Genomic DNA, 17,350 nt, shown 5'->3' with positions numbered 1-17,350 from the left:
GTGATCGAGGGCCCCGACTGGTCGGGGAGCGGCTGGTAGTCGATCGTGAGCGCTCCCGCGGGGGCGCCCCAGGCGGTCACGAGGGCGGCTGCAGCAGCGAACCCCAGGACCCGGATTGCGGACATGGACATCCCTCCCTGCTCTCGTGGCGCGCACCGCAGGAGCAGATGGTCCGCCCCCTTCCCACGCAGCTCGCGCGCCGGGCCTCGGAGCAAGATGCACGCCATCTGGAGCGGGAACCTGCTCGTCAACGAGAACGCAAGAAGGGGCGGCAGGTTGCCGGATCGGGCCGCCTCGCGAGACAGGGACCGGCAGCGGATCTGGGTGGAACTCTGATTCCGCGAAAGTGTAACGCGTTTCATATCGGCCGAGCGCCATGCGGACGAGCCCGGATTTGGTGAGGAGGATCGTTGACTTCGATCTTGACCGGCTGGTACAAGGGACGGTTCGCGCAAGCCCGATCGGGTGCTCGGGCCTCTCCTGCTCGCCAGCGACCTCGCTCGCCCGGAGCCCGGGCGTCGAACGAAGGAGCTCCTCCTTGACCCTCCGGCGGACCGTGTTCGCGATCCCGGCCCTCGTCCTGCTGGCCTTCACGGGCCCGGCCGCAGCGGCGCCCAGCTTCGTCGAGTTCGAGAGCGGGCTGGTTCGACCGCTGGCGATGTCGCCCGGCGGGACCCGTCTCTTCGCCGCCAACACGCCGAACAACCGGCTCGAGGTCTACACGATCGACGGCAGCGGCGGCCTCACCCTGGTGGCGACGGTGGCGGTCGGCATGGAGCCGGTCGCGGTGGCGGCCCGCTCCGACACCGAGGTCTGGGTGGTGAACCACCTCTCGGACAGCGTCTCGATCGTGGACGTGAGCACGCTCGCCTCCCCGAAGGTGGTGCGCACCCTCCTGGTCGGCGACGAGCCGCGCGACATCGTCTTCGCGGGCACGACCAAGCGTGCCTTCATCACCACCGCCCATCGCGGCCAGCAGCGCACCAACCCGAGCATCGCGGGCGTGCCCGGGGCGGGGGACCCCCAGCTCACCACGCCCGGCGTGAACCGCGCCGACGTGTGGGTCTTCGATCCGGCCGCGCTCGGCACGGGCTTCGGCGGGACGCCCGTGCGGATCATGACGCTCTTCGGGGACACACCGCGCCCGCTGGCGGTGAGCCCGAGCGGCAACACCGTCTACGCCGGCATCCACTTCTCCGGCAACCAGACGACGGCCGTCTCCGAGGGCAAGGTCTGCGACGGCTTCGGCACCAGCAACTGCACGAGTGGCGACACCGTGACCTCGCCGAACGGCCTCGCCGGCGGCCAGATGCCGGGCGGCCTGCCCGGCCCGACGGCGAACTTCGAGAACATCACGGCACCGGAGGTCGGCCTGATCGTCCAGTACGACAACGGCTCGGGGCAGTGGAAGGACACCCAGGGTCGCAACTGGAGCAACGGCGTCCGCTTCTTCCTGCCCGACCACGACGTGTTCGCGATCGACGCCAACACGCTGGCCCAGACCGCCGACTACGAGCACGTCGGCACGACGCTCTTCAACATGGCCACGAACCCGGTCAACGGGAACCTGTACGTGAGCAACACCGACTCCCAGAACCTGACCCGCTTCGAGGGCCCGGGCGGGGGCGGCAGCACGGTACGGGGCAACCTCGCGCAGGCGCGGATCACCGTGATCACGCCGGGCGGAGTGGTGAAGCCGCGCCACCTGAACCGGCACATCGACTACTCGACGGTACCGGCGCCCTCGGGCGTGAAGGACCACAGCCTCGCCACCCCGGTCGACCTCGTGGTGTCGCCGGACGGCAGCAAGCTCTACGTGGCGGCCTTCGGATCGAGCCGGATCGGCGTCTTCGACACCGCGGACCTCGAGAACGACGCGCTCTGGGACGGCAGCGGCGCCGAGTTCGACCCCGAGGTGGAGAGCGCCAACTACATCGACGTCGGCGGCGGCGGCCCGGCCGGCCTCGCGCTGAACGCGGCCAAACACCGCCTCTACGTGCTGACGCGCTTCGACAACGCGCTCGTCACGGTGAACACCACGACCGGCGCGCAGATCGCGTCGCAGCCGCTCTCCTTCGACCCGGAGCCGGACTCGGTCGTCGAGGGTCGCTTCATGCTCTACGACGCGGTGCGGACCTCCTCGAACGGCGAGGCCTCCTGCTCGAGCTGCCACGTCTTCGGCGATCTCGACCATCTCGCCTGGGACCTCGGCAACCCCGACGACCCCGTCACCCCGAACCCGATCCCGATCAACCTGGGCTTCGCGGCTCCGGGCACCGTGAACGGCGGCGCCGACGTCGACGAGTTCCACCCGATGAAGGGGCCGATGACGACCCAGACCCTGCGCGGCCTCGCGAACAGCGGCGCCATGCACTGGCGCGGCGACCGGGCGAGCGGCTTCTTCGGCCTCGACGACCCCTACGGCGACGGCGACGAGGCCCACTCCTTCGACAACTTCATCGTGGCCTTCGAGGGCCTGGTCGGCTCGGCCGAGCCCCCGACGAACTCGACCCTCCAGGCCGACATGCACAAGTTCACGGCCTTCGCGCTGCAGATCCTGCTGCCGCCGAACCCGGTCCGAAGCCTCGACAACAGCCTCACTACCGACCAGCAGGCAGGGTCCACCTTCTACTCCGGCACCCGCTGCTCCGACGGCTTGTGCTTCAACGGAGTGAACGGCCCGATCGGGTTCAACTGCAACGGCTGCCACACCCTGGACCCGGCCAACGGGTTCTTCGGCACCGGCACGATCGCGAGCTTCGAGAACGAGAACCAGATCGTGAAGATCCCGCACCTGCGGAACCTGTACACGAAGGTCGGGATGTTCGGGATGCCGAACGTCCCCTTCAACAACCCGATCGACAACTCGCACCAGGGCGACCAGGTGCGCGGCTTCGGCTACCTGCACGACGGCAGCACGGACACGCTGTTCCGCTTCTTCCAGGCCACCGTGTTCAACAACGACAGCAACAACAAGGGCTTCGTGAGCGACACGGTGCGCCGCCAGACGGAGCAGTTCATGCTGGCCTTCCCCTCGGACCTGGCGCCCGCCGTCGGGCAGCAGGTCACCGACACCGGCGCCGCGATCGCCGACATCGGAACCCGCATCACGCTGCTCCGGACGCGTGCCGCTGCGGCCTTCACGTCGAAGGTGCTGGGCGGCGTCACGACGGAGTGCGACCTGATCGTGAAGGGCCTCGTCGCCGGCATCCCGCGCGGCTGGCGCTACGACGGCGCCACCTACCAGAGCGACCGCGCCTCGGAAGCCGCCTACACGCAGGGCCAGCTCGACGCGATCGCGGACGGCGGCTCGGCGCTCACCTACACCTGCGTGCCGCCCGGCTCCGGGATCCGCATGGGGATCGACCAGGACCTGGACGGCGTCTTCGACACGGACGAACGCGACGCGAACACGAGCGCGTCGAATCCCGGCAGCCGGCCGAACGCCTGCAACGACGGGATCGACAACGACGGTGACGGGGTCTCGGACCTCGCCGACCCGGGCTGCAAGGATGCCGGCTGGAACGTCGAGAACCCGCAGTGCAGCGACGGGGTCAACAACGACGGCGACGGCCTGGTCGATCTCCTCGACCCCCAGTGCAGCGCTGCGTTCCTGAACTCGGAGCGCGGCGGCAGCTGCGGCCTGGGCGCCGAGCTGGCCTTCCTGCTGCCGCTCTGGGGCGCCTGGAGGGCCCGCCGGCAGCGGCGCTGATCCCCGGGAGAGCGCGCGCGGGTCGGGAGCACGCGCACGGCTTGCACCCCCTCGCGGCGCAGGAGGATCCTGCTGCTCCGAGGAGGGCCGGTGTGGGCGAAACGAGGCTCGACCCCTTCCGCACGGCGGCGCTTCGCCGGATCCTGGCGCGTGCCATGCTGCGGCCCGAGATCGGCCGTGCCGTGGACTTTGCGCGCCCGCCCGGCGAGCCGGCCCTGGTCGGCCCCGACTCCGTCGCCTGGCAGGTGTTCCGCAACCCGGTGGCGCTCCTCGTCGGGGGCATCACCGCGGTGCTCCTGGAGCTCGGCGAGCCACGCGTCCGCACCGGCGTCTGGGAGCACACGAGCTTCCGTACCGATCCGCTCGGCCGCATGGAGCGGACGGGGCTCGCGGCGATGATCACGGTGTATGCCGCCCGCAGCGTTGCCGAGCAGATGATCGCGGGGGTGCGGCGGCTCCACGAGCGGGTGTACGGCGTGACGCCTGCCGGCGTTCCCTACCGCGCAAGCGATCCGGAGCTGCTCGACTGGGTCCAGGCCACCGCGAGCTTCGGCTTCCTCGCGGCCTATCAGGCCTTCGTCCGCCCGCTCGACGCGGCGGCCTGCGATCGCTTCTATGCCGAGGGCCGGGAGGCCGCCCGCCTCTACGGTGCCACCGGAGCACCCACCTCGGAGGCCGAGCTCGAGGCGCTCTTCGCCACGATGCGGCCGAAGCTCGAGCGCTCGGAGATCGTCTTCGAGTTCCTGGCGATCCTCGAACGCACGCCGATCCTTCCGGGCCCGCTCGCCCGCCTCCAGGCACCGCTGATCCGGGCGGCCGTCGACCGGACCCCCGTCTGGGCGCGGGAGCTCCTGGGCCTCGACGAGCCGCGCTGGGAGCTCCACCCCTGGGAGCGGCGCGCGGTGCGCTCGCTCGGGCGCCTCGCCGACCGCTTCGTCATCCCCGGGAGCCCGCCGGCCGAGGCCTGCCGGCGCCTCGGGCTCTCGCCCGGGGTGCTCCTCGCACGCTGAGCCGCCGCTCGCGCGCCTTCAGCCCGCGCCGTCCCGCAGATAGCGCCACCCGGCGGGCAGGAAGAGCAGCCGGTGGCGCGAGCCGAGCCGCTCGGCGTCGCGCGCCTCCCAGCCGGCGTCCCCGGGATAGAGCGAGGCCATGGCGCCGGCGGCCTTCACGATGCGCGGCAGGTAGACGAGCGGGGGCTCGGCCGCCGCCGCGGTGAGCGCCGCGCGCGGCGAGCGATGGGCGGCGAGGACGGTCAGGGTGACGAAGGTGGGCGGCGGGAGCTCGATCTCGCCGGCGCGCTGGAGCTCGAGCGCGCGGGCGGGGGTCGCCCAGCGGTGATCCTGGATCTCGCCTCCGTCGACGCGCACGGGCGCGTCGTCCGCCTCCGCGACGTAGAACCAGGTGGCGAAGCGGCGGGGCTGGCCCTCGGGCGTGGTCCAGTGCGAGAGCGGCACGAGCGCGCCGGGGTCGAGCGCGAGCCCCGCCTCCTCGCGCGCCTCGCGCACCGCGGCGCGGCGCGCGCCGGCCTCGTCGTCGCTCTCGCCGCTCGCGAGGTCGACGCGCCCGCCCGGGAACACCCACGCGCCGCCGTGGAAGGCGAGCTTCGAGCTGCGCCGGAGCAGCAGCACCTCGGGCCCGCCCTCCGCTTCCCGGAGCAGGACGACGGTGGCGGCGGGGAGGATCGGGACGGACGGCGGCATCGCAAGGCTCCCGGAGGGCGCTCAACCGCGCCGCGCGAGCCGCGCCGCCAGCACGCGGTAGCCGAGCAGCAGCGCGAAGAAGAGCACGAGCAGCGCGGCCGCCCGCCAGAACAGGCGGTCCAGCCCGGCACCCGCGGAGAAGCCCTCGAGCTCGGCCGCCAGGCCGCGCAGCTCGACCGCGGCCGTACCGATCGCGCCGGCCGCCGACTGCCAGTCGCGGACGTCGAAGCCGCGCTCGCCGGGGCCGCGCGGGGTCGGATCGTGGGGCCCCAGGATCTCGCGCCAGGCGGCGCTCGCCTCGCGGAGCTGGGTGGCGGTCTCCTGGAGCGGCCCGGCGATCTCGTGCGCCTGCGCCATCACGGCCGCCGCCTCGCCGATCGTGCCCTGCGACTCCGCGAGCAGCCCGCGCACCTGCTGGTCGAGGGTCGCACGCAGCTCCGCCGGGAGGCGCTCGATCGCGAGCGAGGCCCGTTCGGCGCTGGCGGCGGCCAGCTCGAAGGCCGCGAGGCCCTGGCGCATCGAGCGCAGCTCCTCGACGTCGTAGAGCAGGAGCTCCATCTGGCCGCGCAGCTCCTCGGGAAGCCCCGCCACGACCCGCGAGAAGCGCCGTGCGGTCTGGTTGAAGTCGCGCACGGCGGCGGCCCCCGAGTCGACGCCCTGGAGCGCGCGGAAGGGCGCGAGCGGCAGCGTGATGACCTCGGTGAGGGCGTTGCTGGCCGGCACCGCCCGGGCCGCCTCGCGCGCCCGCACCAGCGAGAACTGCGTGCCCGTGATCGGGAAGCGCTGCGCGAGCGCGTCGACGTCGCGCCCGACCGCCTCGAGCTCGTCCGGGGTGAGGAAGCGCTCGCCGATCGCGAAGGCGTCCTCCTTCAGCGTCTCGGCGGTCGCCACCGCGATCGGCTGCGAGGCGCCGAACAGGTTGCGCCCGTCGCCCGCCGTCAGGTAGCGCTGCATCATCACCGCGATCGTGAGCATGCGCACGTAGCCGGCCCGCGGGTTGGGCTGGAAGGCCGCGTCGTCGATGGCCGGCGCGAGGCGCAGCTTCCAGAGCAGCACGCGGCGGCGCGTGGCGGGGCTGTCGTCGGCGAGCGAGATCTCCTCACCGGCGGTCGTGACCAGCGCCGAGAAGCGGCTCGCGTAGGCGCTCAGCTCGTCGCTCAGCTCCTCCTGCGAGAAGCCGCGCTCGAAGCCGCCGCCGAGGAAGGGCAGGCGGAAGGGGAGCGAGGCGCAGCCCGAGACGAGGGCGGCGGACGCGGCCGCGGCCGCGAAGCGACGGAGGGGACGCGAGGCTTCCATGACCCGCGAGGCTAGCGGGGGGCCAGCCGGTTGTAGATCCAGGCCAGCGACCAGCCGGCGACGCCGCCCGTGAGCGCGCCCCAGCCGAGCCCGACGAAGGCCCCGGCCCAGGTGACCGTGTAGCCCGGGAAGTAGTTCCCGAGCAGGGAGAGGTGCGGGCCGACCGGATCCCCGCCCTGGAGCAGCAGCCAGGCCGTCGCGACGAAGAGCCCGGCGCCGCCGAGCAGCGCGAAGCTGGCAGCCATCACCGACGCGCGTAGCCGCGCCACGTGCGCCGCCAGGAGCTCCGCGTCCGGGTGCCGGCTCACGGCTCCGGTGCTCCCTGCTCGATCGCGTCGAGGCCGGACGCGAGCTCGACCTCGCGCAGGTAGGCCGCGCGGTGCCAGCCGACGACGAGGTTGATCGTGGCGGCCAGCAGCGCGCCCAGCGCGCCGCCCAGCAGCGCGCCCTCGCCGAGCCCGAGCCACGCCCCTTCCCACGCCGGCCGGTAGCCGTACAGGTAGTTCGAGAGCAGCGACAGCACCGGGATCATCTCGTGCTGGCCGCGGAGCAGCGGGATGGCCGTGACCGCGAAGACGCCCGCGCCGACGAGGCAGGCCAGCGCGCCGGCCAGCGCGCGCACGTCGTAGCGTGCGAAGGCGCTGGCCACGGCCTCGCGGGGGTCGAGCGGTGCGGGGGCGAGGCGCTCGCCCGCCCGGGCGGGGGCCGCCTCGTGGTAGTCCTCGTCCACGTTCACGTCCCAGACGTCCTCGGAGCCACCGGCGAGGTTCCGCACCGCGCGCAGCGCCGTCACCATCGAGTGATCCTGGTTGTTGTAGCGATGCTGGCCGTTGCGCCCGACGAGCTGGAGGTTCCCGAGGCCCTTCAGGTGGGAGCGGATGCAGTCGAGCGCGCCGCGGTAGGTCGCGTCGTAGACCGGGTAGGCCTTGGGGACGCGCACCACCACGCCCTCGCGCACCTCGGCCGGGTCGACGAGCCCGAGCGCTGCGCACTCGCGGCGCGCGAGCTCGACGAGCTCGGCGTCGGGGGCGTTCCACAGCTCGTCGCCCTCCTGCACGAAGTACTCGAGCCCGAGCGCCGTCTGCGACGGGTCGGGCACCATCTCGGGGCTCCAGTTCTTGAAGTTCTGGATCCGGCCGACGCGGACCTGCGGCGCGTGGACGTAGATCCAGTTGTCCGGGAAGACCTCCGCGCGCTCCACCACCAGCGCGACGGTCAGGAAGTCGCGGTAGCGGAGCCGGCCGGCCGCCGCCAGCACGTCGGGCGGGGGCGGCGGATCGAGGGCGTGCACCAGCTCGCGCAGCGGCATCGAAGACACGAAGCTCGCGCCCTCGACGCGCTCCACGGCGCCCGCGGCGTCGCGCACCTCGAGCGCCTGCACCCGCTGCCCGTCGTGCAGGATGCGCGTCACGGCGAGGCCCGTGCGCGTCGGCACGCCGTCCGCCTCGAGCCGCTCGCGGCAGCGCTCCCAGAGCATCCCGGGGCCGAGCCGCGGATACTCGAAGCGCTCGATCAGGCTGGTCACGACGGCGCCACCGCCGCGCCGCAGCAGCGCGTTGCGCAGGGCCACCGCAAGGTCGAGGTTCTTGATGCGCTGCGCGGCCCAGTCGGCGCCGATCTCCGCGCACGGCATCCCCCACACCTTCTCGGTGTAGGACTCGAAGAAGACCTCGAACAGGCGCCGGCCGAAGCGGTTCACCACCCACTGCTCGAAGCTGTGCTCCTCCGGGTAGGGGAGCAGCCGCGCGCGCACCCAGCTCGCCACGACGCGCAGCGCCTCGCAGGGGCCGAGCCCGCGCAGCGCGTCGAGCGGGCGCAGGGGATAGTCGAAGAAGCGGTCACCGAAGCGGATCCGTGACAGCCGCGGCCGCACGAGCAGGTCGGGGCCCAGGATCTCGCGCCACAGGGCCGCCACCTCGGGCACCTTCGTGAAGAAGCGATGGCCGCCGAGATCGAAGCGGAAGCCCCGGTGCTCGACCGTGCGCGAGAGGCCGCCCACGACCTCGTCGCGTTCGAGCACGAGCGCCGGGATCCCGAGCCGGCGCGCCTCCCAGCCGGCCGTCAGTCCGGCCGGGCCCGCCCCGATGATCACGCAGCGTTCGCGTTCCGGGGCGCGCGTCACGGGTGCGGCCGACCTCCCAGGCACGGGGCGCCGCGCATCCTAGGGCGGGGCGCCAGCGCGGTCGAGGCGGGTGGAGCAGGCGCGCGGTACGTTGCGGCGGTGGCCGATCCGGAGCTCCCGCGAGAGACCGCGCCCGGGGCCGCTCCGCAGAGCGCTCCCGAAGGCGCTCCCGGGATCCGCTCCGGGCGCGGCCCCGGGATCCGGCCCGAGCTCGACCCCGGGATCCCCGCGCTGGCGGTGGTGATCCCGGCCTACGACGCCTCCCGCTTCCTGCCGCACGCGCTCGCCGCCCTGGCCGGCGCCCGCGTGCCGGTGCTGGTGGTCGACGACGCCTCCCGCGACGACACCGCCGCCTGTGCCGAGGCGCACGGCGCGCGCGTGCTGCGCCTCCCGCACCGGCAGGGACCGGCGGCCGCGCGCAATGCCGGGGCGCAAGCGCTCGCGGCCGAGGTCGTGCTCTTCCTCGACGCCGACTGCGTCGCGCACCCCGCCGTGCCGGCCCGCGTGCGCGCCGCCTTCGCACGTGATCCCGGCCTCGTCGGGCTCTCGGGCTCCTACGACGCCCATCCGCCCGAGCGCAACTTCGCCTCGCTCTACATGAACCTGCGCCATCACCACACCCACCAGATCGCCCCTCCCGACACGCGCTCGTTCTGGGCCGGCTGCGGCGCGGTGCGGCGCGCTGCCTTCCTCGCCGCGGGCGGCTTCGACGCCCGCCGCTTCCCGGCGCCGGCGATCGAGGACATCGAGCTCGCCGTGCGCCTCGGCCGGCACGGCCGGCTGCGCTTCGACCGGGCGCTCCAGGCCACGCACCGGAAGCGCTGGGGCCTCGCCTCGCTCGTCGACACCGAGATCCGGCGCCGCGCGATCCCCTGGGCGCGCCTGGTCGCCGGCTCGCCGGAGGCGCCGCGCGGGCTCAACCTGCGCCCCTCGCAACGCGCCGCCGCGCTGCTGGCGCCCATCGCGCTCGCGGCGCTGCCCGCGCTCGCGTGGGCGCTCGCGCGCGGGCACTCCGGCATGGCAGCGGCGAGCGTCGCGGTGCTCGCCGCGGCGTGGGCGTCGAACGCGTCGCTCTTCGCCTGCTTCGCGCGCCACGGGGGCCCCCGCTTCGCGGCCGCGGCGTTCCTGTTCCACCAGCTCCATCTCGTCTACGCCGGCGCCGCCTTCGCCCTGGCCCTCGCCGCCGAGCGCGGGCGGCTGCGGCGACGGGCAGCGCCCGAGCGTGCCGCCTCAGAGCCTGTGAAGGAATCGGCGACCGAGCAGCGCGCCGTCGCCGGTAGGCCAGATGCAAGGCGCGACGACGAGCCCGATCGAGATCGGGCGAGGAGGAGCAACGCAGCAGATGGCCTGCCGCCGCAAGCGATGCGACCGAGCCGCCTTCTTCACAGGCTCTCAGGGGCGCAGCACGAGGCGCGCCGCGAGGACGGCGGAGAGCGCGAGCGTGAGCCCGGCGAAGGCGAGCGAAGGCCGGCGGCCCCGTAGGAAGACGAAGGCGAGCGCGGCGAGCTGGGCGTCGAGCAGCACGCGCAGGAAGCCCCAGTGCTCGCCCCAGATCCGCATGCGCCACGCGACCGCGAGCCAGCCGAGCGCGGTGAGGGCGGCGAAGCGCAGCGCGAGGCTGCGGGTCGCGCCCGCGGGCGCCGCGGCCGGCCCGCGGGCCGCGCGGCCCGCCTCGACGCCGAGCCAGACCAGCCAGACGAGCGCGATCGTGCCGAGCGAGGACTCGAGCAGGTCGCCCTCGTGGAGCCGGCGCGCGTGGACCGAGAGGCCGCGCGCGAACCAGCCGCCGCGCAGGGTCTCGGCCACCTCCTGCCACGGCCAGTGGCCCCAGTGGCTGCGCAGCGCGAGCTGCCAGGCGGCGGCCGGCGCGAGCGCCGGCACGAGCCACAGCGCGGTCCGCCGGGTCTCCGGACGTGCCAGACACGCCGTCGCGTAGGCAGCCGCTGCCATCACCGCCGTGTCCTTCGCAAGGAGCGCCGCGCCGAGCGCGAAGGGCGCCCAGCGCGGGCGCTCGAGCGCGAGCAGCAGCGCCGCCACCACGCCGGCGGCGGCGAGCGGCTCGCTGAGGTCGCGCCCGAGCCCCATCACGCAGCCGGGCGCGAGCCCGGCCAGCAGCGCCCAGGCCGGCGCCACGCCCGAGCGGGTGCAGAGCGCAGCCATGCAGCCGGTGAGCACGCCGATCGCCAGCAGGTTCACCAGCACGAGCGCGGCCGGGGCGCGTGCCGGATCGCCGAGCGCGAGCAGCCAGGCGAGCCCCGGGAGCAGCACGCGCTGCTGCCGGTAGGCCGGCGCGTCGAGCCGGATCCCGTGGGCGTCGGGCGCCGCCTCGAAGGGATCGAAGGCGAAGCGCAGGTAGAACTGCCCGTCGTAGCCGTTGCCGGGCACCACCCGGACCGGCACGGGCGTCTCGGCGGGGCGCGTGTAGGTGGTCCCCGCGACCGCGAAGCGCGTCCAGTCGCGGCCCCCCGCGGCCCAACGCGCGAGCGCGAACGAGGCGAGCAGCACGATGGCGAGGCAGGCGACACCTATCGGTGTCAATCTTGTCCTTCTCTCGCTCATCGGCCACCACCCGGTGCGGCGCGCGAGGCGGCGAGCTTCCCCAGCGACCCGAGCCACGCCGGCCCGAGGTTGCGCAGGTTCGCGGGAAAGCCGCCCGCCCAGAACCACAGCAGGTGGAGCCACAGCGAGCCCGGGTACACGCGCCCGAACCAGGCCAGGCTCGCCACGTCCTTGCGCGCTGCCCCGACCAGCGCGAGCGCCTCCTCGCGGCTCACGGGCAGCGGCTGCCAGCGCCGGCGCGCGAGCGCTGCCGAGAGCTCCGGGAGCTCCGCCGCGGTCTCGAAGAGCGTCGCGACGAGCGCGAGCACGTGCGCGGCCACCGCCGCCAGGTTCTCGCGCTCGCGGCGCGCGAAGAAGCCCTCCCAGTCGAAGCCCGGGTCGACGGCGCGCAGCAGCAGGTAGAGGTCGAGGAGCTGCTTCAGCTTCACCATGCCCTGGCCGAGATCCTCGAAGGACGCCAGCACGAGCAGCACGAGCGTGTGCTCGTCGGAGAGCGTCGCGACCCGGCGCGCCCCGACCGGCTGCTCGGTCGCGCTGCGCCAGAGCTCGGCCTCGTCGAGCGCGAAGGCGGGCGCGCGGCGCAGCACGTGGTGGAGGTCGATCGCGACGCCCTCGCGCACGAGGGTGCGCGAGTGCAGGTCGTAGGCCTTGGGGGCGAAGCCGAGCCCGCGCAGCAGGCGCAGCGCGCGGCGCCGGTCGCGCCGGCGCACGAGCACGTCGACGTCGTGCTGCGGGCGCCGCTCGAGCCCGCCGTAGAGCCGCTCGGCGAAGACGAAGCCCTTGAGCAGCAGGAGCGGCACACCGGCGGCCGCGCAGGCGGCCCGGACCTCGTCGAAGGCGGCCAGCAGCGTCGTGACGGGAAGGCGCTGGATCGGGCGGCGGCTCGCGAGCGCGTCCACGAGTGCGGCCGGCAGGCGCGCCCGCAAGGCCTCCTCCGGGAGCCGCGCGTGCACGAGCCGGACGAGATGGTGCGCGCGCAGCCGCTCGGCCGCGTCCTCGGCGGACGCTCCGAGCGCGGCGAGCGCCGCGAGCAGGGGCTCGGGCTCGCCGAGGCCCGCGTGCTTCGCGACGCGCGCCAGGGCGGCGACCGGCGCGAGGGTGCTTGCGTCCGCGGCGAACCTGGGTGAAAGCATGGTGCGCCCCCGGCGCCGGACGGGGGCGGCAGCCTATCCCAGGCGATCGCGCCCTTTCAAGACGCGCGGGAGGCCCGTGCTGGTGGAGCCGCTGGTCTCGCCCGGACCCCTGGAGCCGACCGCCCCCTCGCCCGGGAGCGCGGGCCGGGCGATCGTCGACGCCGACGTCGCCGCCGTGCTGGCCGGGATCGGCGCGCGCGCGACCGGAGCGGTCCGCATCACCGGCCTGCCCTCCTCGCGGTCGGACCATGCCGCCTTCCGCGTGACCCTCGACGACGGGCGCGTGGTGAAGACGCGCCGGCTGTCCCGCGCAGGGAAGGCACGCCGCTTCGTCGGGCTCGCGCGCGGGCTCGCATCGGCGCAGCTCGCGCCGATCCTGGCCCACGAGGGCCGGATCTGCGTGGAGGCGTGGGTGGACGGCGTCCCCCTGAGCGCCCTTCCTCCCTGCGCCGAGCGGCTCCGCGCGGCGGCCGACCTGCTCGGCGCGCTCCACGCGACGCGCCGCCTGCAGGGCCGGCGCGTCGCGCGCCGTGGCGCGCCGGCGCGCGTCCTGCAGCGGGCCGAGCGCCAGCTCGGAAGGCTCGCCGCCGCGGCCGTCCTGACGCCTGCCCGGGCGGCGGAGCTCGCGCGCGTGCTGCGGAGCGCGACGCCGGCCCGCGCGCCGATCGGCCTGATCCACGGCGACTTCTGCGCCGAGAACCTGGTCGAGGACGCCCGCGGTCGCCTGGTCGCCGTCGACAACGAGAGCCTGCGGCTCGACTTCCTCGACTTCGACCTCGCGCGCACCTGGGCGCGCTGGCCGATGCCCGATCCGGACTGGGACGCCTTCCTCGCCCGCTACGCCCGCTGGCGGGGAGAGCCCGTCGACGCTGCGGCGGCGCCGTTCTGGCGCGCGGCGGCTATCGTGAAGAGCCTCCATCTGCGGACCGCACGCCGGACGGCCCTCCGCGACGCCCCGCTGCGCCGGCTCGACGAGCTCCTCGCCGGGCTCGGCGCGGGAGCTCAGCCGCTGGCGCGCAGCCGCCCGCGCAGCAGCTCCACGAGATCCCGATAGGGCTGCCCCCGGAGCAGGCCGATCGCAGCGCCGTAGACCGCGGCGCCCGTCGCGACCTGGAGCGCGAGCAGCGCGAGCAGCGGCAGCAACGGGCGCGCCCAGGCGCCGAGCGCGGCCACCGCGAGCACCATCACCACGCCGGCCAGGAACACGCTGCGCAGATGACCCCACACCGCTCCGAGACGGAGCCCCACGAGGCCGCCGGCGAAGACCAGCATCGGCACGCTCGTGAGGACGCTCGCAACGGTGTACCCGATCGCCACCCCGAGCGTGCCCCCGCGCACGCCGGCCACCACCCCGCAGAGCGTCGCCAGGTTCTGGAGCAGGTGCAGGCGCAGGTGCAGGTCCGGCCGGCCCTGCGAGAGGTAGAGGCTGCCGGCCAGGGCGGTCACGCCCTGGAGCAGGCCCGCGATCCCGAGCACCCGGGCGAGCGGCACGGCTTCGCGCCACGGCTCGCCGAACACGCCGACCACGAGCGGCTCGGCGCACGCGACGAGCCCCAGGCAGAGCGGAACCGTGGCGAGTGCGACGGCGCCGGTCGCGCGCAGGTAGAGGCTGCGCACCCGCTCGGGATCGTCCTGGATCAGCACCAGGGTCGGGAACATCGGCCGTGCGACCGCGCGCGCGATCGCGAGCACCGGGAGCCGCATCAGGGTGAACGCACGCGTGTAGAGGCCGAGCGGTCCGCTGCCGAGCAGCTTGCCGATCAGCAGGTCGTCGGCGTGCTGGGTCCAGTAGACGAGGCCGCGCGTGGCGGCGCGATAGCCGCCGAAGCCGAGGAGCTCGACGAGCGCCGCGCGGCGCAGCATCGGACGCGGCCACCAGCCGGCGGCCCACAAGAGGAGCGCGCTCGCGAGCGCCTCGCCGACGAGGAGCTGGATCGCGAGGCTCGCGGCGCCGAAGCCGCGCCAGGCGAGAGCCACGGCGCAGGCACCGCCCCCCACTGCGGCCGCGCACTCGATCATCGTGCTGCTGCGGTAGTCGAGGCGGCGCGCGATCAGCGCCCGCGGCACGGTGCCGAGGCCGCGGAGCAGGACGAGGCCGGCCAGCCAGACGACGAGCGGGCGCAGCTCCGCGGCGCCGTAGAAGCGCGCGATCGCGGGCGCCGCGGCGACGAGGGCCGCGCCGAGCAGGCAGCCGGCGGCGAGCATCGCCCAGAACACCGAGGAGCAGTGCGCCTCGTCGAGCTCGCGGCGCTGGACCAGCGCCTCCTCGAGCCCGAGATCGGCTACCGCGACAAGGAACTGCGTCAGCACGGTGATCATCGCGAGCAGCCCGAACTCGCTGGGGCCGAGCAGCCGGGCGAGCGCCACCCCGAAGGCGAAGCCGATCGCGCGCGCGCCCACCTGCCCCGACACGCTCCAGGCGAGCGCCCGGACCACCCGCTCGCGATAGCCGGTGGGGGCGGGCCCCGGCGCTCTCATCGCAGCCCGAGGATCCGATCGAGCACCGCGGGGCGGCCCGCGATCGTCGCGAGCTCCCACGCGCGCGCCTCGGCGAGCCGCTCGGCCAGCGCCTCGCGCTCGGCGCACAGGGCGTCGAGCGCACTCTCGACCGCCGGGCGATCGAGGGGCGCACGCGACGCCGCGGTGAGCGGCCGGGCGAGGCCGAGCTGCCGGCAGCGCCGGGCCAGCGCCGGTTGATCTCCGAAGAAGGGGTACGAGAGCATCGGCACCTGGTGGTGGATCGCCTCGTGCGTCGAGTTGAGGCCGTGGTGGGTCACGATGAGATCGGCGTCCCGGAGCGCGCCCCACTGGTCGACCCAGGGCTCGGCGCGGACGTTCCGGCGCGCGAGGGCCGGCGCGAGCGTGCCGGCTCCGGGGTGACCGCCGAGCGAGACGAGCAGCTCCGCGTCACGCTCCGCGAAGCTGTCGGCGAGCACCTCCAGTGCGGCACGCGCGAGCGGCGCGTAGTAGCGCCAGATCACCGTCCCGAAGGACACGTAGACGCGGCTCCCGCGCGCCGTCCCCGCGAAGGGCCGCTCGCGCGACGCGGCGTCGCGCTGCGCGGGCGCGAGGCAGCCGAAGAAGGCCACCGGCTCGAGGCGCTGGCGCGCCGCCTCGTCGAGGAACTGCGGCGGCTCGCCGTAGACGTTGAGGCAGGGGCTCAGCCCGTCGGCGAAGGAGAAGGGGCCGGCGTCCGGCAAGCCGTGCGCGTCGCGCAGCCTCGCAACCGCCGCATGACACGCATCCGAGACCGCGACGCGCGGGTCCCTGGCGAGCGCCGCACGCGCCCGTTCGGGATCGAGCGCGTGTCCCGCGCACAGGCTGACCCACGGCACCCCGAGCCGGCGCGCGACGATCGGCGCGACCACCGCGAAGCTGTCGTAGAGCACCAGCGAAGGCGCGAGCGCCGCCACCTGCGCGGTGATCGCGTCTGCGTAGACACCGGCGAAGCTCACGTAGCGGACCGGCACCGGAAGCGATGCATCGTCGGCCGCCGCCAGCGGATGGAGCGCGAAGAGGTCGGCGAAGCGCCCGCCCGACGCCGCGACCTCGGCGGCGAAGCGCGCGTCGGTCAGCACGTGGACGGTCTCGCCGCGCGCAGCGAGGCCCTCGACGACCGGCAGCAGGCGCTGCACGTGCCCGCGCTCGGGCATGCACAACGCGACGACGGGGCCCTTCACCGGCCGTCCGCGCCGAGCGCGCACAGCCCGGCGAGGGCCGTGGCAGCATGCGCCGCGCTGCGACGCAGCCGCACGCGCGCCGTCCCCGCCAGCACCACGATCTCCCAGAACCCGAGCGGACCCGGGTCGGCGGGCGCGCATCCGCGATAGGCGTCGAGGAAGCGCCGCCAGGAGCCGGCCGGCATCGGCCAGCGGCTGCGCGTGCGCGCGAGGTCGATCCCGGCCGGCTGCGGCTCGAGCCACTCGTTGTCGATGACGCGCAGGTCCCCGGCGGCGTCGACGACCATGTTCTCGGGGCAGAAGTCGCGGTGCGCGAGGACCAGCGACACCCGGCCCGGATCGGCGTCGGCGAGCCGCGCCGCGAGGCGCTCGTGCGGGCCGGCCGCCAGGACGCCCGCCTCCGCGAGCCGGGCGAGGTTGCGCGTGGCCTCGTCGCGCCAGCGTCCGGTCGCGACCGTCGCCGCCGGCCCGGGGAGGGGACTCGCGTGGAGCTGCGCCAGGAGCCGGGCGGCCGGCTCGATCCACGCCTCCGGCTCCGCGAGCGGAGCGCCCGCGATCCACTCCTCGAGCAGGACGCGCCCCGCGTGGCCGAGCGCGGGCGGGAAGGCCGCGTTGAGCGCGCGGCGCCGCTCGTGGAGGAGGCGCGCCGCCCCGGCGCTCTCGAGCACGCGCGCCTTGATCGTGCGTCCGTCGTCGAGCTCGATCCACGCCGCGGAGCGACCGCGCTTGACCGGGTCGGGCGGCGAGAGCTCCCCGATCCGGCGGGCGCGCAGCCCATGGCGCGCGAGCGCCGCGTCGATCTCGGGAAGATCCGCCGCCGGTGTCGAACGGAAGGGTGCCAGACGATCGACGTCGCTCACGGGACCGCCGCAGGGTAGCCACGCAAGCGAGCGAAGCGAGCGCGCAGCGAGCCGAAGGCGAGCGAAGTCGATCGGGCCGCCCCCCGCGCCGGCAACCCCGGAAGCGAGCGCGCAGCGAGCCGAAGGCGAGCGAAGTCGATCGGGCCGCCCCCCGCGCCGGCAACCCCGGAAGCGAGCGCGCAGCGAGCCGAAGGCGAGCGAAGTCGATCGGGCCACCCCCGCGCCGGCAACCCCAGAAGCGAGCGCGCAGCGAGCCGAAGGCGAGCGAAGTCGATCGGGCCGCCCCCC

At 74.9% G+C, this 17,350-nt stretch carries 13 protein-coding genes; 4 read left to right on the top strand and 9 right to left on the bottom strand.

The genetic code is table 11. The features are described from left to right. The first annotated feature begins 538 nt into the window (after window positions 1–538). Both OZ948_02030 and OZ948_02025 read left to right on the top strand, forming a co-directional pair. Window positions 539–3,712 (top strand): hypothetical protein, encoded by a 3,174-nt coding sequence (locus tag OZ948_02030; protein MEB2343499.1) that lies wholly within the window; start codon window positions 539–541, stop codon window positions 3,710–3,712. Between the two features lie 155 nt (window positions 3,713–3,867). Continuing rightward, window positions 3,868–4,722: an oxygenase MpaB family protein gene (locus OZ948_02025; GenBank protein ID MEB2343498.1), complete on the top strand. Its 855-nt coding sequence runs from the start codon at window positions 3,868–3,870 to the stop codon at window positions 4,720–4,722. Window positions 4,723–4,740: 18 nt separating this feature from the next. Here the strand turns inward: OZ948_02025 and OZ948_02020 are convergent, their stop codons facing one another. The 4 genes from OZ948_02020 to OZ948_02005 are packed head-to-tail and all read right to left on the bottom strand — an operon-like array spanning window position 4,741 to window position 8,830. Continuing rightward, window positions 4,741–5,412: an NUDIX domain-containing protein gene (locus tag OZ948_02020; protein MEB2343497.1), complete on the bottom strand. Its 672-nt coding sequence runs from the start codon at window positions 5,410–5,412 to the stop codon at window positions 4,741–4,743. Between the two features lie 21 nt (window positions 5,413–5,433). Then, on the bottom strand, window positions 5,434–6,708 hold the full coding sequence (locus OZ948_02015) for a hypothetical protein (protein ID MEB2343496.1): 1,275 nt from the start codon (window positions 6,706–6,708) through the stop codon (window positions 5,434–5,436). Between the two features lie 11 nt (window positions 6,709–6,719). Beyond that, window positions 6,720–7,016: a hypothetical protein gene (locus tag OZ948_02010; protein ID MEB2343495.1), complete on the bottom strand. Its 297-nt coding sequence runs from the start codon at window positions 7,014–7,016 to the stop codon at window positions 6,720–6,722. Beyond that, entirely contained in the window at window positions 7,013–8,830 is a 1,818-nt protein-coding gene (locus OZ948_02005; protein ID MEB2343494.1) for an NAD(P)/FAD-dependent oxidoreductase, read from the bottom strand. Before OZ948_02005 ends, OZ948_02010 begins: the two co-directional genes overlap by 4 nt. 99 nt (window positions 8,831–8,929) lie before the next feature. Here OZ948_02005 and OZ948_02000 point away from each other — a divergent pair, with 99 nt between their 5' ends. Continuing rightward, complete coding sequence (locus OZ948_02000) at window positions 8,930–10,312, top strand: glycosyltransferase (GenBank protein ID MEB2343493.1); 1,383 nt, start codon at window positions 8,930–8,932, stop codon at window positions 10,310–10,312. Here the strand turns inward: OZ948_02000 and OZ948_01995 are convergent. Both OZ948_01995 and OZ948_01990 read right to left on the bottom strand, forming a co-directional pair. Then, complete coding sequence (locus OZ948_01995; GenBank protein ID MEB2343492.1) at window positions 10,223–11,368, bottom strand: hypothetical protein; 1,146 nt, start codon at window positions 11,366–11,368, stop codon at window positions 10,223–10,225. The genes OZ948_02000 and OZ948_01995 overlap by 90 nt on opposite strands. 17 nt (window positions 11,369–11,385) lie before the next feature. Beyond that, the gene (locus OZ948_01990) at window positions 11,386–12,522 is read right to left on the bottom strand and encodes a nucleotidyltransferase family protein (GenBank protein ID MEB2343491.1); all 1,137 of its coding nucleotides are present in this window, start codon (window positions 12,520–12,522) and stop codon (window positions 11,386–11,388) included. Window positions 12,523–12,604: 82 nt separating this feature from the next. On the opposite strand from OZ948_01990, the gene OZ948_01985 reads away from it, so the two are divergent. Continuing rightward, the gene (locus OZ948_01985; protein MEB2343490.1) at window positions 12,605–13,576 is read left to right on the top strand and encodes an aminoglycoside phosphotransferase family protein; all 972 of its coding nucleotides are present in this window, start codon (window positions 12,605–12,607) and stop codon (window positions 13,574–13,576) included. Here OZ948_01985 and OZ948_01980 read toward each other — a convergent pair. From OZ948_01980 to OZ948_01970, 3 genes are read right to left on the bottom strand one after another with little or no spacing between them, the layout of a single operon-like run. Further along, window positions 13,525–15,000, bottom strand: coding sequence for a lipopolysaccharide biosynthesis protein (locus OZ948_01980; GenBank protein MEB2343489.1), 1,476 nt, complete (start codon window positions 14,998–15,000; stop codon window positions 13,525–13,527). The genes OZ948_01985 and OZ948_01980 overlap by 52 nt on opposite strands. Next, window positions 14,997–16,202 carry a glycosyltransferase gene (locus OZ948_01975; GenBank protein MEB2343488.1) on the bottom strand — a complete coding sequence of 402 codons (1,206 nt, stop codon included), beginning with the start codon at window positions 16,200–16,202 and terminating at the stop codon, window positions 14,997–14,999. The genes OZ948_01980 and OZ948_01975 overlap by 4 nt, the downstream gene beginning before the upstream one ends. Next, complete coding sequence (locus OZ948_01970) at window positions 16,199–17,062, bottom strand: phosphotransferase (GenBank protein MEB2343487.1); 864 nt, start codon at window positions 17,060–17,062, stop codon at window positions 16,199–16,201. The genes OZ948_01975 and OZ948_01970 overlap by 4 nt, the downstream gene beginning before the upstream one ends. Window positions 17,063–17,350 lie beyond the last annotated feature (288 nt).

The sequence above is a fragment of the Deltaproteobacteria bacterium genome (assembly GCA_035063765.1).
GTDB lineage: Bacteria > Myxococcota_A > UBA9160 > UBA9160 > PR03 > CAADGG01.
Note: the sequence above shows the minus strand (reverse complement) of the source record. Positions and strands in the feature narration are given on the sequence as shown.

What these genes read in the sequence shown, in the direction of transcription:
- OZ948_02025 (MEB2343498.1), top strand. Translation starts at nt 3,868, where the DNA reads ATGCTGCGGCCCGAGATCGGCCGTGCCGTGGACTTTGCGCGCCCGCCC.
- OZ948_02020 (MEB2343497.1), bottom strand. Translation starts at nt 5,412, where the DNA reads ATGCCGCCGTCCGTCCCGATCCTCCCCGCCGCCACCGTCGTCCTGCTC.
- OZ948_02015 (MEB2343496.1), bottom strand. Translation starts at nt 6,708, where the DNA reads ATGGAAGCCTCGCGTCCCCTCCGTCGCTTCGCGGCCGCGGCCGCGTCC.
- OZ948_01990 (MEB2343491.1), bottom strand. Translation starts at nt 12,522, where the DNA reads ATGCTTTCACCCAGGTTCGCCGCGGACGCAAGCACCCTCGCGCCGGTC.
- OZ948_01980 (MEB2343489.1), bottom strand. Translation starts at nt 15,000, where the DNA reads ATGAGAGCGCCGGGGCCCGCCCCCACCGGCTATCGCGAGCGGGTGGTC.